14 protein-coding genes, 7 tRNA genes and 2 rRNA genes are annotated in these 14,822 nt (G+C 48.9%); all 23 read left to right on the top strand.

Features of this window, described 5'->3' with window-relative positions:
• Positions 1 to 98: ribosomal RNA gene (locus KNQ13_RS03810) — 23S ribosomal RNA — on the top strand; the annotation flags it as partial.
• A gap of 48 nt (positions 99 to 146) precedes the next feature.
• Positions 147 to 262 (top strand): 5S ribosomal RNA (rrf, locus tag KNQ13_RS03805).
• Positions 263 to 278: 16 nt separating this feature from the next.
• Positions 279 to 353 (top strand) — tRNA-Asn (locus tag KNQ13_RS03800).
• 2 nt (positions 354 to 355) lie between these two features.
• Positions 356 to 430, top strand: a tRNA-Glu gene (locus KNQ13_RS03795).
• Positions 431 to 441: 11 nt separating this feature from the next.
• Positions 442 to 514, top strand: a tRNA-Thr gene (locus KNQ13_RS03790).
• A 37-nt stretch (positions 515 to 551) separates the two neighbouring features.
• Positions 552 to 635: transfer RNA gene (locus KNQ13_RS03785), tRNA-Tyr, on the top strand.
• A gap of 4 nt (positions 636 to 639) precedes the next feature.
• Positions 640 to 712: transfer RNA gene (locus tag KNQ13_RS03780), tRNA-Lys, on the top strand.
• A gap of 6 nt (positions 713 to 718) precedes the next feature.
• Positions 719 to 790 (top strand) — tRNA-Gly (locus KNQ13_RS03775).
• A gap of 12 nt (positions 791 to 802) precedes the next feature.
• A tRNA-Ala gene (locus KNQ13_RS03770) sits at positions 803 to 878 on the top strand.
• Between the two features lie 216 nt (positions 879 to 1,094).
• Positions 1,095 to 2,003: an arginase gene (rocF, locus tag KNQ13_RS03765; protein WP_014969176.1), complete on the top strand. Its 909-nt coding sequence runs from the start codon at positions 1,095 to 1,097 to the stop codon at positions 2,001 to 2,003.
• 127 nt (positions 2,004 to 2,130) lie between these two features.
• Positions 2,131 to 2,694, top strand: coding sequence for an RNA polymerase sigma factor SigW (gene sigW / locus KNQ13_RS03760; RefSeq protein WP_014969177.1), 564 nt, complete (start codon positions 2,131 to 2,133; stop codon positions 2,692 to 2,694).
• Between the two features lie 16 nt (positions 2,695 to 2,710).
• Entirely contained in the window at positions 2,711 to 3,325 is a 615-nt protein-coding gene (locus KNQ13_RS03755) for an anti-sigma factor (protein WP_014969178.1), read from the top strand.
• Between the two features lie 80 nt (positions 3,326 to 3,405).
• Positions 3,406 to 4,266, top strand: a complete 861-nt coding sequence (cdaA, locus tag KNQ13_RS03750; RefSeq protein WP_014969179.1) for a diadenylate cyclase CdaA — start codon at positions 3,406 to 3,408, stop codon at positions 4,264 to 4,266.
• Positions 4,266 to 5,552, top strand: coding sequence for a CdaR family protein (locus KNQ13_RS03745; protein WP_026830529.1), 1,287 nt, complete (start codon positions 4,266 to 4,268; stop codon positions 5,550 to 5,552). The genes cdaA and KNQ13_RS03745 overlap by 1 nt, the downstream gene beginning before the upstream one ends.
• A 29-nt stretch (positions 5,553 to 5,581) precedes the next feature.
• Entirely contained in the window at positions 5,582 to 6,937 is a 1,356-nt protein-coding gene (gene glmM, locus KNQ13_RS03740; protein ID WP_014969181.1) for a phosphoglucosamine mutase, read from the top strand.
• Positions 6,938 to 7,582: 645 nt separating this feature from the next.
• On the top strand, positions 7,583 to 9,379 hold the full coding sequence (gene glmS, locus KNQ13_RS03735; RefSeq protein ID WP_014969182.1) for a glutamine--fructose-6-phosphate transaminase (isomerizing): 1,797 nt from the start codon (positions 7,583 to 7,585) through the stop codon (positions 9,377 to 9,379).
• An 89-nt stretch (positions 9,380 to 9,468) separates the two neighbouring features.
• Positions 9,469 to 10,014, top strand: coding sequence for an Imm64 family immunity protein (locus KNQ13_RS03730; protein WP_014969183.1), 546 nt, complete (start codon positions 9,469 to 9,471; stop codon positions 10,012 to 10,014).
• Between the two features lie 4 nt (positions 10,015 to 10,018).
• Positions 10,019 to 10,600 carry a PLC family EF-hand domain-containing protein gene (locus tag KNQ13_RS03725; protein ID WP_026830530.1) on the top strand — a complete coding sequence of 194 codons (582 nt, stop codon included), beginning with the start codon at positions 10,019 to 10,021 and terminating at the stop codon, positions 10,598 to 10,600.
• A 246-nt stretch (positions 10,601 to 10,846) separates the two neighbouring features.
• On the top strand, positions 10,847 to 11,407 hold the full coding sequence (locus tag KNQ13_RS03720; RefSeq protein WP_026830531.1) for an isochorismatase family protein: 561 nt from the start codon (positions 10,847 to 10,849) through the stop codon (positions 11,405 to 11,407).
• Between the two features lie 13 nt (positions 11,408 to 11,420).
• Positions 11,421 to 11,897: a GNAT family N-acetyltransferase gene (locus KNQ13_RS03715; RefSeq protein ID WP_026830532.1), complete on the top strand. Its 477-nt coding sequence runs from the start codon at positions 11,421 to 11,423 to the stop codon at positions 11,895 to 11,897.
• A complete protein-coding gene (locus KNQ13_RS03710) occupies positions 11,894 to 12,790 on the top strand; it encodes a phosphotransferase enzyme family protein (RefSeq protein ID WP_026830533.1) in 897 nt (298 codons plus the stop codon). The genes KNQ13_RS03715 and KNQ13_RS03710 overlap by 4 nt, the downstream gene beginning before the upstream one ends.
• A 65-nt stretch (positions 12,791 to 12,855) precedes the next feature.
• Positions 12,856 to 13,845: an NAD(P)/FAD-dependent oxidoreductase gene (locus KNQ13_RS03705; protein ID WP_026830534.1), complete on the top strand. Its 990-nt coding sequence runs from the start codon at positions 12,856 to 12,858 to the stop codon at positions 13,843 to 13,845.
• A gap of 97 nt (positions 13,846 to 13,942) precedes the next feature.
• The gene (locus KNQ13_RS03700; RefSeq protein WP_026830535.1) at positions 13,943 to 14,794 is read left to right on the top strand and encodes a PPK2 family polyphosphate kinase; all 852 of its coding nucleotides are present in this window, start codon (positions 13,943 to 13,945) and stop codon (positions 14,792 to 14,794) included.
• Positions 14,795 to 14,822 lie beyond the last annotated feature (28 nt).

Genomic DNA, 14,822 nt, shown 5'->3' with positions numbered 1-14,822 from the left:
AGAAAGACCCCTCAGAGACGATGAGGTAGATAGGTCACGGGTGGAAGCATGGCGACATGCGGAGCTGAGTGATACTAATCGGTCGAGGCCTTGTTCTAGCAGATGATCTTGTTGATGACTTCAGTTTTGAGGGCGCGAGCCCGTCGTCTGGTGACGATAGCCAAGTGGTCACACCCGTTCCCATGCCGAACACGGAAGTTAAGCACTTGAACGCCGAAAGTAGTTGGGGGCTTCCCCCTGTGAGGATAGGACGTTGCCAGGCCATTTATTTTACTTATTCCGCAATAGCTCAGTGGTAGAGCAACCGGCTGTTAACCGGTAGGTCGTAGGTTCAAATCCTACTTGCGGAGCCAATGGCCCGTTGGTCAAGCGGTTAAGACACCGCCCTTTCACGGCGGTATCACGGGTTCGATTCCCGTACGGGTCACCATTTCTTTTTTTGCCGGTGTAGCTCAGCTGGTAGAGCAACTGACTTGTAATCAGTAGGTCGCGGGTTCGACTCCTGTTGCCGGCACTGTTTTTTTTCAATTGTATAAGTTCCTAGACAAACTGGGGGGGTAGCGAAGTGGCTAAACGCGGCGGACTGTAAATCCGCTCCCTCGGGTTCGGCGGTTCGAATCCGCCCCCCCCCACCATGTCGAGCCATTAGCTCAGTTGGTAGAGCATCTGACTTTTAATCAGAGGGTCGCAGGTTCGAATCCTGCATGGCTCATATTTTGCGGAAGTAGTTCAGTGGTAGAATACGACCTTGCCAAGGTCGGGGTCGCGGGTTCGAATCCCGTCTTCCGCTTTTTGTTTTTGAGGGGCCTTAGCTCAGCTGGGAGAGCGCCTGCCTTGCACGCAGGAGGTCAGCGGTTCGATCCCGCTAGGCTCCACCAATTTTGCTTAAAGATCTTAAGCGAGTTTCGTTCGTCTTAAGTTTTTTTATACTTGAAATGCCTGCACTTAAAGTACGTACGCGAAAGCACTGTGAGTTTACTCACGGTGCTTTTTTGTTGGGGTTCTGTATAATCATGCGTCATCATGTCGAGTTGAACCACTTGGTTGTTACCGCTTACAATTGAGATAACTTACTGAGTAAAGGGGAATACGTGATGAACATTGCATATATCAGCGTACCGTATCGTTATGGTCAAGGAAAACCGGGGACGGAACAAGGACCGGCTGCTGTCGAACAAGCGGGGTTATTTGAGACACTGGCAGTACACGGTCAAGAAGCGGTCCGCTACGGGGAAGCGGCTGTCTTGTCAGAGGATGCAGTCCGGGAAGAAGATCCGCAACTGAAACGCCTAGAAGGTGTTGTCCATACGACAAACGATTTACATTTAATCGTTCGTGATACGCTGACGGAGCAACGTTTTCCATTACTTGTCGGTGGCGATCACAGCATGGCGATCGGAACGATTGCCGGGCTCCAACAAGTCGTGCCACGTCTTGGAGTCATCTGGTTTGATGCGCATGGTGATTTAAACACACCCGATACGTCACCATCAGGTAACATTCACGGGATGCCGCTTGCCGTCGCATTAGGGGAAGGGCATCAACGTTTAACGGAGATTGGTGGCAGTGACGTCAAACTACAACCGGAACACCTTGTGTTCATCGGCTTACGGGATGTCGATGCAGGGGAACAGGAATTGATTGATCGTCTTGGGATCCGCGTCTACGATATGGAAGCGATTCGGACACGGGGAATGGATACGATCATGGAAGAAGCGATCGCCTATCTGAAAGAGACGACGGATGCCTTTTATCTCAGCTTCGACATGGACGGCCTCGATCCGAGTCTGGTCGAAGGGACAGGGACGCGTGTCGCAGACGGAATCCTACTGGATGACGCGAAAACGGTCTTACGTCATTGTGCGGAACAAGAGGACTTCATCGCAGCTGAATTCGTCGAAGTTAATCCGTTGTTGGAAGAAGGAAACGGGACGGCACTCCTTGCCAACGAATTGATTGGAAACTTACTCCAGTATATGCGGAACCACCGTTTAGTAAAATAATGGATGGAACTTGAACTCTTTTCGTCAGAGTTCAAGTTTTTTTTGTTACAATTCAAATTGAGATGAAACATTATGTAGGTCGACTCCGTATAAGAGATTGACCGCATAGAGCGGGGGGTATTTGAAAGTGGAAGAAACAACACTACGTTTGATTGAACGGGTGAAGCAGGGAGACCGTGACGCATTTGCGGCACTTGTTGATCTATATAAAGAAGGTGCTTTTCTAGTTGCATTCCGCGTCCTGCGTGACCGGATGGAAGCAGAAGATGCGACACAGGAAGCCTTTATTCGGGTATTCACGAAAATTGACTCTTACAATGCCCAATGGAAGTTCCGGACGTGGTTGTACCGAATCGTGACGAATGTCTCGATTGATCGACTTCGAAAAAAACGTCCCGACTATTCGCTTGATGCTGAAATGTCAGGAACAGAAGGACTGACTTTGTACTCCCAGTTAGAAAGTAAGGACCAGCTCCCCGAAGATCAAGTGATTGATTCTGAACAACGGCAAGACGTTGGGGAAGCGATTGCCGGTTTACCGGAAAAATACCGGATTCCGCTTGTCTTGAAATACATTGAAGATTTATCGCTCAAAGAAATCAGCGAACTGATTGATTTACCTGTTGCTACTGTCAAAACTAGAATTCATCGTGGACGGGAAGCATTGAAAAAGCATTTTGGGAAACGATGAGAAGGAGGCACTCACCATGACACGAGAAAAAGTGTACGAACGGATACAGGATTATTTAGATCAGAATCAACCCCCAGAAGACTTCAAACGACTTGAAGCGGAGTTACGGGAAGCGGATGCGATGAACGAGTTCGAAGAGTATCGGCTCCTCGATGCAGAGTTACGCACGCTTCCAGCACCCAAGCTTTCGGCGGACTTTACATCCCGCGTGCTGGCACAATTGCCCGAACAGGTGGAACATCCGAATGTAACTCCGCTTCGCTCATCATCTCGCTTCGGCGGCAAGATGAAACAGTATCCGTTACTGGCTGCAGCGTCTGTCTTCATGCTGTTATCCGTCGGCAGTCTCGGTGGATACTTGACGCAAGAAGAACAGGACTTGTCCTATACGAACGTCCCTGGAATCGTCGCTGAAAATGGCGAGGTCGTCGTACCGGAAGGGGTCACGGTCGACCAAGACCTTTACGTCGAAGGTGGAAACGTCCGCATCGAAGGGAAAGTCAACGGGAACGTGACGACGGTAGACGGGAAAGCCTACACAGCAAGCGCCGGAAACGTCACGGGCGAGATCAAGCAGATCGATCAGCTGTTTGAACGCGTCTGGTACGGAATTAAACGAATCTTTGAATGAATCAGGTGGGACGAGTCTAACTCGTCCCTTTGTGCTATAATGAAAGCTGTTTAAATCAGATGAGATAGGGGGCACGGTTGGTGAATTACTTCAACTGGCAACCACTTCAATTTCAATTGTTGAAACTGGGAGAAAACGTACATTGGTACGATTATATTAATGATGTGATCGATATCGCGGTCGTGACATTCGTCATTTACCGTTTGATGATCATTGTCAAAGGAACAAAAGCAGTCCAATTGATCAAAGGGATTTCTGTCATTTTGATCAGCTGGTTCTTAAGCGGATTCTTCGGACTGAAGACGTTACAATTTCTGCTGAACCAAATCATTACGTACGGCCTGCTCGGAATCATCATCATCTTCCAGCCGGAGTTACGCCGGGGACTCGAACACCTCGGACGGACGAGCAAATTTTTCTCGCGCAGCGCCATCAGTGATGAAGACGAGCAAGTCCGGATCGTCGACGCGTTAGTCACGTCGGCTCAGTACATGTCAAAACGTCGAATCGGGGCACTGGTCACGATCGAGCGGGAGACGGGGCTCAGTGAATATGTCGAAACGGGCATTCCGCTTGGTTCACAAATCACGAGTCAGTTGCTGATCAACCTGTTCATCCCGAACACACCACTCCATGACGGAGCGGTCATCGTCCAACAAGGGAAACTCGCAGCAGCAGCTTGCTACTTGCCGCTTTCTGAGAGTGCACATATCTCAAAGGATCTTGGGACACGCCACCGGGCAGCAATCGGTGTCAGTGAAGTGACGGACAGTGTCACACTGGTCGTGTCGGAAGAAACAGGTGGTGTCTCACTTGCGATCAATGGTCGTCTTTACCGAGAGCTGGATGAAGAATCCCTCCGAACGAAGCTGCTTGAGACGATCGTCAAAGTCGAACCGACGAATACTTCCTTCTTGAACTGGATGGGGGCGAAAAAATAATGTTCGAAAAATGGTTCAATGAACGCTGGTTCCTTCGAATCGTTGCCGTCTTGCTCGCCATCATGCTGTATTTGATGGTGGCTGGGTCGAATTCGACCGGAAAAAGTGATGCCGCCAGTCTGTTACCGATTGCCGGTCAAGGATCAGCAAAGTTTGACGTACCGGTGACCGTCAATTATGATGAAACGCAGTGGGTCGCCTATAATATTCCAGAAACGATTGAAACGACGGTCAAAGGACCGTCCAGCAGCTTAACGATGTTACGGCTCGTCAAAGACTTTGGTCTATCGATTGATTTGACGGGACTTGATCCCGGGTATCATCGTGTCCGCTTAGCGGCGAATGGATTTGGCAAGGACGTCGAAGTGACCCCAAAACAAGAAACGATCGAAGTTTTCCTTGATAAAAAAGTCACAAAAGAAGTCCCGGTCCAAGTCGCACTCTTAAATAAAAACAAGATTGCCGAAGGATATGTCGTCGGCGAAGCACAGCCGACGCGGCAAACGGTGTCTGTGACGGGCGGGGCAGAAAAACTTCAAGCCATCACGGCGATTCAAGTTCCGATTGACGTGACGGGACGAGCGGAGACCTTTACGGAATCGTTTAACGTCAAAGCAACGGATGCGAACGGAAATACGATCAGCGCGACCTATGACCCAGAACAACTGGATGTCACGGTGCCGGTCTATAAAGAAAGCAAAACCGTTCCGATCAATGTCGAGACGACAGATGCGGTCAAAAAGGGTTATAAAGTCGTCAAAATCGTTCCTGTCATCACGGAAGCGCGGTTATACGGAACAAAAGAGGAGTTATCCCGGATTGGTTCCGTCAATACGGAAGCAGTCTCCTTAAAAGGTTTAACGAAGACGGTGGATCGGACGGTCAAACTGGTCGAACCGGATAACGTGACAGCGATGGAACCAACATCGATCACGGTCAGCATCGTCGTCGAAAAGGAAAATGCCAAAGCGACGACGGAAACAGTCGAAGATCGGGCCGAAAAAACGATTTCCGGTATTCCGGTCACGCTGAACGGATTTGACGAGGCGAAGTATACGATTGACTATGAACAGACGATTGATCTTGTCGTCCGTGGCAGTGAAGCGGATCTTGCGTCGATTGATGCAACGGATATCAAAGCGGTCATCGATGTGACCGGTTTAAAAGAAGGAACACACGGATTACCGATTTCGTACCAGACGTCGAAAGCCTTTGACGTCTTGCGTCCGGATAATATGGATATCACACTAAAAGCGATTCCCCGGACATCGGTCCAAACCAATTAAATCAACTTTGTGAAATGAGGAAATAGAACATGGGTAAGTATTTTGGAACTGACGGCGTCCGCGGCGTCGCAAACGTAGAATTGACACCTGAACTGGCATATCGTCTTGGTCGGATAGGTGGATATGTCTTAACGAAACACGAAAGTACACGTCCGAAAGTTTTGATCGGTCGCGATACACGTGTCTCTGGACAAATGCTTGAGAGCGCGTTGATCGCAGGGCTCCTATCGATCGGAGCAGAAGTCATGCGTCTTGGTGTCATCTCGACACCCGGCGTCGCCTACTTGACGAAAACAATGGATGCGACTGCAGGCGTCATGATTTCCGCGTCACACAACCCGGTTGAAGACAACGGAATCAAGTTCTTCGGGTCAGACGGCTTTAAGCTTGATGACGCAACAGAACTTGAAATCGAAGGTTTACTGGATGAAGTGGAAGATACGTTACCACGTCCGTCAGGCAAAGAACTTGGATTCGTTCATGACTACTATGAAGGGGCACAAAAGTACCTTCATATGTTACGTCAGACATCGGATGAAGATTTCTCAGGCATCCATGTCGCAATCGACGGAGCGCACGGAGCGACTTCAAGTCTTGCGCCACGTCTGTTCGGTGACTTGGAAGCGGAAGTCTCGACGATCGGTACGACACCAAACGGTCTCAACATCAATGAAGGTGTTGGTTCGACGCATCCGGAACACTTGGCGGCATTCGTCCTTGAAAAAGGTGCTCACGTTGGTCTGTCGTTTGACGGCGACGGTGACCGTTTGATTGCAATCGATGAGAACGGTGAAATCGTCGATGGCGATAAAATCATGTTCATCTGTGGAAAATACCTCAACGAAATCGGTCGTTTGAAAGACAATACGATCGTCGCGACGGTCATGAGTAACCTTGGTTTCCACAAAACAGTTGAAGCCCACGGTATGACAGCATTACAAACAGCGGTCGGTGACCGCTACGTCGTCGAAGAAATGCGTAAAAACAACTATACACTCGGTGGCGAACAGTCAGGGCACATCATCTTCATGGATTATTCGACGACAGGAGACGGCATGCTTTCAGGCGTCCAACTTCTGCAAATCATGAAGGCGACGGGCAAGAAATTGTCGGAACTGGCAGCCGAGATGCCGGTCTTCCCGCAACGTCTCGTCAACATCCGCGTGTCGGATAAAAATGGTGCGATGAACGGTCCAGCCGTTCAAGCGATCATTGCGGAAGTCGAGTCGGAAATGGCCGGCAACGGTCGGATTCTCGTCCGTGCGTCCGGAACAGAACCACTTGTCCGTGTCATGGCGGAAGCACCTTCGCAAGAAGCGTGTGACATGTATGTCGAACGGATTGCGAACGTCGTCCGTGAAAACTACGCGTTACAAGAAAACTGAGTGAATCGGAGGGGCGGATGAATAATCCGCTCCTTTTTTTGTTGGACGGATTGTCAGAGGGACTATGACAGCTTTCAAACTGACTCTGTCAAAATGCTTTTTTTCACGCGCTTTTCTCAGGCGGAACGCAAGCTAGCTGTCGTCTTTGACAACCGGGTCTTGCCTGTTCCTGGCGGAAGCGGAGCTTCCTCTTCCTGTAGAAGTCGCATGAAAAATGCATTTCTGTGTCACATGATAAAAAAGCATCATCAAACAGACAAAAGACAAAAAAGCAGAGCAAAAATAAAAAAAGAGTTTTTTACAAAATCTAGGTATTAGAGGTATCGTTTAGAAAAATATCGGGAATAGTTACAAATACGTTACCTTTCTTGCTTTTTCCAAATAAAGTTCGTATGATTGTAAAGTCGGACAGAAACGGGGTCAGACAGAATCAAAAAGCGCCAGGGCTGTCTATGTGATAGGCAGCTGACGAGGTGGGGGTTTATCGAATCATTCGGCGGATGCCTCCCGGTACCATGTCAGTACCGAAAAACTCATCTGAAATCGTTTAAGTGATTAGACGGACAAACAGATGTGTCATGACAACTCTCGACAAGAGCCGTTTCCTCTTCAGGGAAATACTTGTAAATGGGAGAGAAAAACATTATGTGCGGTATCGTAGGTATGATCGGACAGGTTAACACAAAAGAAATTTTATTAAAGGGACTCGAAAAACTCGAGTACCGTGGTTATGATTCGGCTGGTCTTGCGTTCGTCAACGACGGCGTTCAAGTCCATAAAGAAGTTGGCCGCATCGCCGCGCTACGCGCAGTCGTTCCTGCAGAAGCAGATGGTCTCGTTGGGATTGGTCACACACGTTGGGCGACACATGGTGTCCCAAGCGTACCGAATGCCCATCCACACCAAAGTGCGTCATCACGTTTCACACTCGTGCATAACGGTGTCATCGAAAACGATGAGCAGTTAAAAGCAGAACTCAATGTCGATCTCCTCAGCGACACGGATACAGAAGTCATCGTTCAGATGATCGAAAAGAACTTTGAAACAACAGGTGACGTGACGGAAGCATTCCGCCAAACACTTCGTGTCCTTCACGGTTCATATGCACTTGCATTAATCGATGCTGAAAACCCGGATGTTTTGTATGTCGCAAAAAATAAATCACCACTTCTCGTGGGTCTTGGTGACGGTACGTTCAACGTTGTCGCGTCTGACGCGATGGCCATGCTTCAAGTAACGGATCAGTTCGTTGAGTTGCATGACGGCGAAATGATCATCTTGACGCGTGACAGTGTCACGATCCAGGATTTAGACGGAAACGTCAAAGAGCGTGACGCGTATACAGCGGAAATCGATGCATCAGATATCGAAAAAGGCACATACGCACACTATATGCTTAAAGAAATGGATGAGCAGCCGGCAGTTATCCGGAACATCGTTCAAAAATACCAAAACGAGTCAGGCGAAATCACACTCGATCAGTCAGTCCGTGATTTAGTCCTTGGACGTGATCGTGTCTACATCATCGGTTGCGGAACAAGCTACCACGCGGGATTGATCGGAAAACAATTGATCGAACAAATCGCGGGTATCCCGACAGAAGTCCACATCTCGTCTGAGTTCGGCTACAACATGCCGCTTTTGACGGAGAAACCATTGTTCCTCTTCCTGTCACAATCAGGTGAAACAGCGGACAGCCGTGCGGTTCTCGTCGAAGCGAAAAAACTCGGTCACCCGGCACTCACCATCACAAACGTTGCAGGTTCTACCCTGTCACGTGAAGCAAACGCAACGCTCTTGTTGCATGCAGGTCCTGAAATCGCGGTTGCCTCAACAAAAGCGTACACAGCACAAATCGCTGTTCTCGCAGTCCTTGCGTTTGACCTCGCTCAAGCAAAAGGTGTCGCCGTCAACTTCGATCTTATGAAAGAACTCGGCAAGATCTCAAGTGCGATGGAATCCGTCATGTCACAAAAAGAACGGTTCCAGGAAATCGCTACAGAATACTTGTCTGAATCACGCAATGCCTTCTTCATCGGTCGTGGTCAAGATGCGTATGTCGGAATGGAAGGGGCGCTCAAGCTCAAAGAAATTTCGTATATCCAAGCAGAAGGTTACGCCGGCGGCGAATTGAAACACGGTCCAATCGCTTTGATCGAAGACAACACACCGGTCATCGCCCTCGTGACACAACCACACGTTCACCTCAACAACCGAGGTAACGTCAAGGAAGTCGTCGCACGTGGCGCTAACGCGTGTGTCATCGCAGCGGAAGGTCTCGAATTGCCGACGGATGCGTTCGTCATCCCAGCAGTCGAGCCGCTCTTGTCACCACTCTTGTCTGTCTTACCGCTTCAGTTGATCTCATACTATGCGGCACTTGGCCGTGATTGCGACGTCGACAAGCCACGTAACTTGGCGAAATCGGTAACAGTCGAATAATTGACTCATCCTATACCCTTTCAGATGAAACCATCTGGAAGGGTGTTTTTATATGCCGGAACGTATTTGAAAAGGGAAGGGGACATCCTATGATCAATATCGGATTGGTCTATGACGAAACGAACAAAATCGACAAGGAACTGGGGCGACTCCTTCACTATCTTGAAAAGCAAGGTGCGTGGGTGCTCGACGCATGCGTTTCTTTGGACGAAGACGGGGAGAAGTGGGTGGGAAACAATCAGAAAGAACTGGACTATGCGCTGCTCACCCGTTATTACTACGGAGAAGTTTCCGTCTGTCTCAAAGTTTGTCATGGAATGAAAGAGATTCCGATTCAGATTAGTATTCAAAAAGAACAGCAGTTTTTTGGATTTGTTCTGTCTTTTGACGAGATACGTTTTGAAGAAGTAGGAATCGATCGACTAGAAGACATCGCGATTCAGTTCATGCGACAGCTAACCAATGTGACTCATTTTCAATATGCTTTTTGTGATTACGATAGCGAAATCGAACTGCATCCAAAACAAAAGAAACAAATAGACAGCGGATACGCCATCGTCTATTGGCATGGAGAAGAAGTGATGAAAAACAGTTGGAAAATTGATGGACTGACAGCGCGAGGAAAGGAGGAATGAGCAGATGAATAGAAAATGGAACTGGGTCCAAGCCTTTCCGCAGTCCTGCGCGGTCGATGTACGGCTCGTGACACGTCTTTTGCCACGCCGATTATTCAGAACAACGACTTCTGGAACGATTGAGATCGCATGTGGGGAAGAACGGTTGATTCTTCCGTCCCGTGTGTACTTCGAGGAAGTACCAGAGGAAAAAATCCAAGCATTAACGAAACGACAACGGTGGTTGCTGTATTGTTTGTACACGCGCCATCATGATGGGTATATCCGTGAAAAATACGTGCGACGGCTGGAAGCAGAGCAGGCGGATGCGGACTGGGTGCTGCCCTATCTGATTGAATTGACCGGAGAATACGTCTACGAGATTCTCGAGAGGATTGAACCGATGTTACATGACTGGTCAGAGATGCAACTGTCTTCCTTTGTTCAAACCGATGATGTCTATATGGCACGCATCGAGCAGCGGATTATCAGTTACTGGAACTTACATCAGCGGACAGCCTATCCGATTTTGTGGGATTCCTCGTATGTAGGGTTCCGAATCGGAGAATATTATCGGTTGAAACGTCGTCCGGGAGTTCGTTCTTGAAGAATATGTTTGATTTTAGGCTAAAGTAAATCACCAGCACAAAAAAACCGTACTTCCGATAGAGGGAGTACGGTTTTTTGGGTTAGACCTTGCAACAATTCCAGACATAACATCCTTCCTATCGTTTTACTTAAGGCATCAGACAGTCGAAAAGTTTCAGGAAGGATTGAATTCGCTCACAAAAACAGGATTTTCCAGGGGTAAAAGGAAAAGAGTATCAAAGAAACTAAAAGGAGGTACATTACGATGCGACAAGCGGTACTCATCATCGATTTTCAAAACGATCTCGTCGAAGGTACACCCGAAGAATCCGGTGTGCATGCGAAGGAAAACGTCATCGAGGTCATCAATCAGGTCGTGCAAGAAGCACACAACGATCATCATGCCATTGTCTTTATTCGGGATCTCGATGTCGCGAACGGACAAGGAGCTGGTTTTTTGGTCCATCCGTCGATTCAAATCCCGAATCATGCCGTCACGTTCGATAAAGCCGCAACCAACTCGTTCCATGGGACCCCGTTGCTCGGTTATCTGAAAGAGCAACAAATTGAACATGTGGTCATCCTTGGCTGCAAGACGGAACACTGTATCGACACGGCTGTCCGCAGTGCAACGGTCAACGGTTTTGATGTGACACTTGTCGCCGACGGACATACGACAAACGGATCCGTTGTTTTATCGGCAGAGCAGATGATTGCCCATCATAACCAGGTCTTGCATGGTCATTACAATGTCGAACATTTTGCGATGGTCCGTCCTTCAACGGAGAAGTTGTTTGAACCGATCCACGATCAATATAGAATGTAAAAGGAGTGAAGTCATGATTGAACTGCGAAAGATGGACGAAGCGGATTATCCCGCCTATGCGACACTCGTCATGGATGAGCGGGTCATGCGGACGGAACACGCCTTAACGGAAAGCGAAGCGAAACGACGGTTTGCGTCAATCATCGAACGACAACGGCATGATCGTCTCGGAACGTATGTGGTCTATCAGGACGAAACATGGATCGGCATCGGTCATGTCACACGTAGCGTACGACAACCGTTTGAAGCAGAACTCGGGTATATGTTATTACCGGAACAATGGGGCAATGGGTATGGATCATTGCTCGCCTCACGATTGCTCGAACTGGCAACGGAACATGAATTGACCGTCGTCACGGCAACGATTGATCCAAATCACCTGGCGTCACGAAAGATATTAACGAATCTTGGATTCCACTCGACGTATGTGGGACCAATTGACGGGTTGCCCGGCGAAATTCTCGAAAAACGATTGGGGGATCCGGTATGACCCGGGAAGAATGGATCCAATGGTTTGACCTCGATGTTGCAGACAGTTTTCCCGTCACCGATTCCTACAGTTCAGACGTCGACCGGCTGTTACTGCGCGACGGACGGACCGTGTTTTTAAAGCGACCTTATACTGCCGACAAATGGTATCGGGAACACGGTTGGTTGACGTATTTAGCCAATCGAGTCGCTGTGCCGAAGATTCTCATGGAGGCGCGACCGACCAGACAGACGACGGGTGCATTTGTGCTGGAAGCATTAAATGGTGCGACAATCGAGACAGTGACACCGGCACTGGCAATACAAATCGGACGGTTGCACGCAACACTCCACAATTGTACACGCGATGCCTACGGCGATTTTAGCGAGGATGGATTTACAGCGTTTCCTTCGCAGGACTGGCATGTTTTTCGGAACGCGAAATTGACCTCGTTCCAACCGGCCATCCAACACGTTTTATCACCCGCTCTGTATCACGCCGCCTTTACGGAATTAGAGCGGCGTGAACGTGAGTTACCAACTCCGTCAGACTCCGTTGCCGTTCATCTGGATTTTCGACTCGGCAATCTGCTCGCAGACGGCGAGTCATTGACGGGGATGATTGACTTCGAGACAGCACGTTTCGGGGCGACGGAAATCGACTTCACGAAACTCGATCGGGATGTGTTCCAAGGGGGAAGAGCCTTGCTTGATGCCTATCAAGACGGATACGGACAGGTCCGGACACCGGAACCAATCGAAGTCTATTTGCCGTACTACCGTCTCTTTGAAGCACTGACGGGAATCGGCTGGTGTGTTAAGCGCGGACTGGAACACCATCAACAGTTTTTTAACAATAACCATGCCCGCTTACTGGTAGAGTTGGAACGGACGAGCATATTCGAAGAACGTTAAAAGACGTTGTTTGACCGGCAAACCGTTATACTTGGAAAAATGAAGCAAGTAGAGGGGGAAGTTGGATGGAACAACAAAAACGGATTGGGATTATTGGTGGCGGACTCGCCGGGATTTTTGCGGCACGTCAACTGTTGGCGGAAGGATATGCGGTCGAGGTCATCGAAAAAAGCCAGAGTGTCGGGGGACGGATGGCGACGAGACGGATTAATCAAGGGACAGCGGACCATGGCGCCGTCTTCTTTACGGTCCGGACGGACGAACTCGCGCAAGAAGTCGACGAATGGCTCGAAAAAGGATGGATCCGGAAGTGGTTCGGCGATGATTTTCCACGCTATATCGCAGTCAACGGGATGAATCAGCTCGTTCAATCGATTGCCAACGGGATTCCGGTCTACTTGAACGAACAAGTCGAACAAATCATATCGGATGAGCCCGGTCTTCAGACCATCTCGTCTGAACAAACACGGACATATGATGCGATTCTCGTAACGGCACCCGTTCCGCAAGCCTATGATTTATTTAAGGCATCACCACTGACGCTCGTTGAGACCGATCACGCCCGTCTCGAAAAAGTGACGTTTGAGCCGACTTTCGTGGGGCTGTTTGAGCTTCAAGAGGCATTCGACATTGGCGAATTTGGTCTACTCGACGAGGGTCTCGTATCCGGAATGTTGAAAATCGTCAACAATGCGCAAAAAGAAGTCTCAACCACCCCACTCCTGAGCGTCTATATGACAGGTGATTGGAGTGAAGCCTGGTATGACAAAGGGGAAGACAAGACGCTTACGGAAATCGAACAGTTACTGCAGAAGCAACTTGGACCAGTCAAAATAATTTCAAAACAGCTGAAACGTTGGCGGTATGCACAGGCGCGGGACGTTTTCCATACCCCTTATCTGAAGCTCGATCGGCACCCTGTTTGGCTCGCGGGAGATGCCTTCCTTGACCCGCAAGATACGTCCGGAAGGACACGGGTCGAGAGTGCCGTCATCTCTGGTCTGCGTGTCGCAGCAGCGCTCGATACCCATTTTAAACAATTGACGAACGTTTAGCCCCAGCGATTATGATAAAGATAAGTTCATCTGAACGTTTCTGATTCAGACGCTTTGGGTAAATATCCCTTACGTACTTAAAACAAGGGGGACTATCATGAACATCAAAAAATATCGTGTGGCACCAGGTGAATCGATCCGATTATCGGACTATCCGACATCGGATGAAGAACGGATTGCGGAAGACGAATTACTGGAAACACATATTCCAAAAAGCGTCGAGGAGTTAAAAGAACTCCATTGGCGTCTGCATGCGGAAGAGAAAAACGGGATTTTGGTCATCCTGCAGGCGATTGACGCCGGCGGGAAAGATGAAGCCATCAGTTATATCTTCTCGAACTTGAATGCTCAAGGCTTGCGGACGATTTCGGTCAAGAAACCATCCGACACGGAGAAAAAACATGACTATCTCTGGCGGATCCATGAAGGATTGCCGGAAAAAGGTGAAGTCGGTATTTTGAACCGGTCGTATTACGAAGAAGTTATCGCACCGCGGATTCATGATTTACTGGAAGAAGAAGAAGTGCCGGACGATCAAGATGTCTGGAAGATGCGTTACCGTCAAATCAATGACTTTGAGCGGTATCTCGTCGAAAACGGCTTCCGCGTCGTCAAGTTTCTATTTAACGTCTCAAAAGACGAGCAGAAAAAACGGTTGCTCGAACGGATCAAAGACCCGAAGAAGAACTTCGAGTTTTCGTTCAGCGACGTCGAAGAACGGGAACATTGGGACGAGTACCAGGACATTTTTGCCGAACTCGTTTCACATACATCGACGGAACACGCGCCGTGGCACATCCTGCCGGCAGACGACGAGTGGTTCACACGCTATATCGTGACGGAAGTCATGAACGACGTCCTGCGTGAGATCGACCCGCAGTATCCGAAGCTGACGGATGAGGATCAGGAAAAACTCGACGAAGCGATCAAAAAGCTGGAAAGTGAATAAACGCAGGGGCTGACACGAAAGTCAGTTT

It is taken from the genome of Exiguobacterium sp. s128 (genome assembly GCF_018618815.1).
GTDB classification, from domain to species: Bacteria; Bacillota; Bacilli; order Exiguobacteriales; family Exiguobacteriaceae; genus Exiguobacterium_A; species Exiguobacterium_A antarcticum.
Note: the sequence above shows the minus strand (reverse complement) of the source record. Positions and strands in the feature narration are given on the sequence as shown.

What these genes read in the sequence shown, in the direction of transcription:
- rocF (WP_014969176.1), top strand. Translation starts at nt 1,095, where the DNA reads ATGAACATTGCATATATCAGCGTACCGTATCGTTATGGTCAAGGAAAA.
- KNQ13_RS03755 (WP_014969178.1), top strand. Translation starts at nt 2,711, where the DNA reads ATGACACGAGAAAAAGTGTACGAACGGATACAGGATTATTTAGATCAG.
- KNQ13_RS03745 (WP_026830529.1), top strand. Translation starts at nt 4,266, where the DNA reads ATGTTCGAAAAATGGTTCAATGAACGCTGGTTCCTTCGAATCGTTGCC.
- glmM (WP_014969181.1), top strand. Translation starts at nt 5,582, where the DNA reads ATGGGTAAGTATTTTGGAACTGACGGCGTCCGCGGCGTCGCAAACGTA.
- glmS (WP_014969182.1), top strand. Translation starts at nt 7,583, where the DNA reads ATGTGCGGTATCGTAGGTATGATCGGACAGGTTAACACAAAAGAAATT.
- KNQ13_RS03730 (WP_014969183.1), top strand. Translation starts at nt 9,469, where the DNA reads ATGATCAATATCGGATTGGTCTATGACGAAACGAACAAAATCGACAAG.
- KNQ13_RS03725 (WP_026830530.1), top strand. Translation starts at nt 10,019, where the DNA reads ATGAATAGAAAATGGAACTGGGTCCAAGCCTTTCCGCAGTCCTGCGCG.
- KNQ13_RS03720 (WP_026830531.1), top strand. Translation starts at nt 10,847, where the DNA reads ATGCGACAAGCGGTACTCATCATCGATTTTCAAAACGATCTCGTCGAA.
- KNQ13_RS03715 (WP_026830532.1), top strand. Translation starts at nt 11,421, where the DNA reads ATGATTGAACTGCGAAAGATGGACGAAGCGGATTATCCCGCCTATGCG.
- KNQ13_RS03710 (WP_026830533.1), top strand. Translation starts at nt 11,894, where the DNA reads ATGACCCGGGAAGAATGGATCCAATGGTTTGACCTCGATGTTGCAGAC.
- KNQ13_RS03705 (WP_026830534.1), top strand. Translation starts at nt 12,856, where the DNA reads ATGGAACAACAAAAACGGATTGGGATTATTGGTGGCGGACTCGCCGGG.
- KNQ13_RS03700 (WP_026830535.1), top strand. Translation starts at nt 13,943, where the DNA reads ATGAACATCAAAAAATATCGTGTGGCACCAGGTGAATCGATCCGATTA.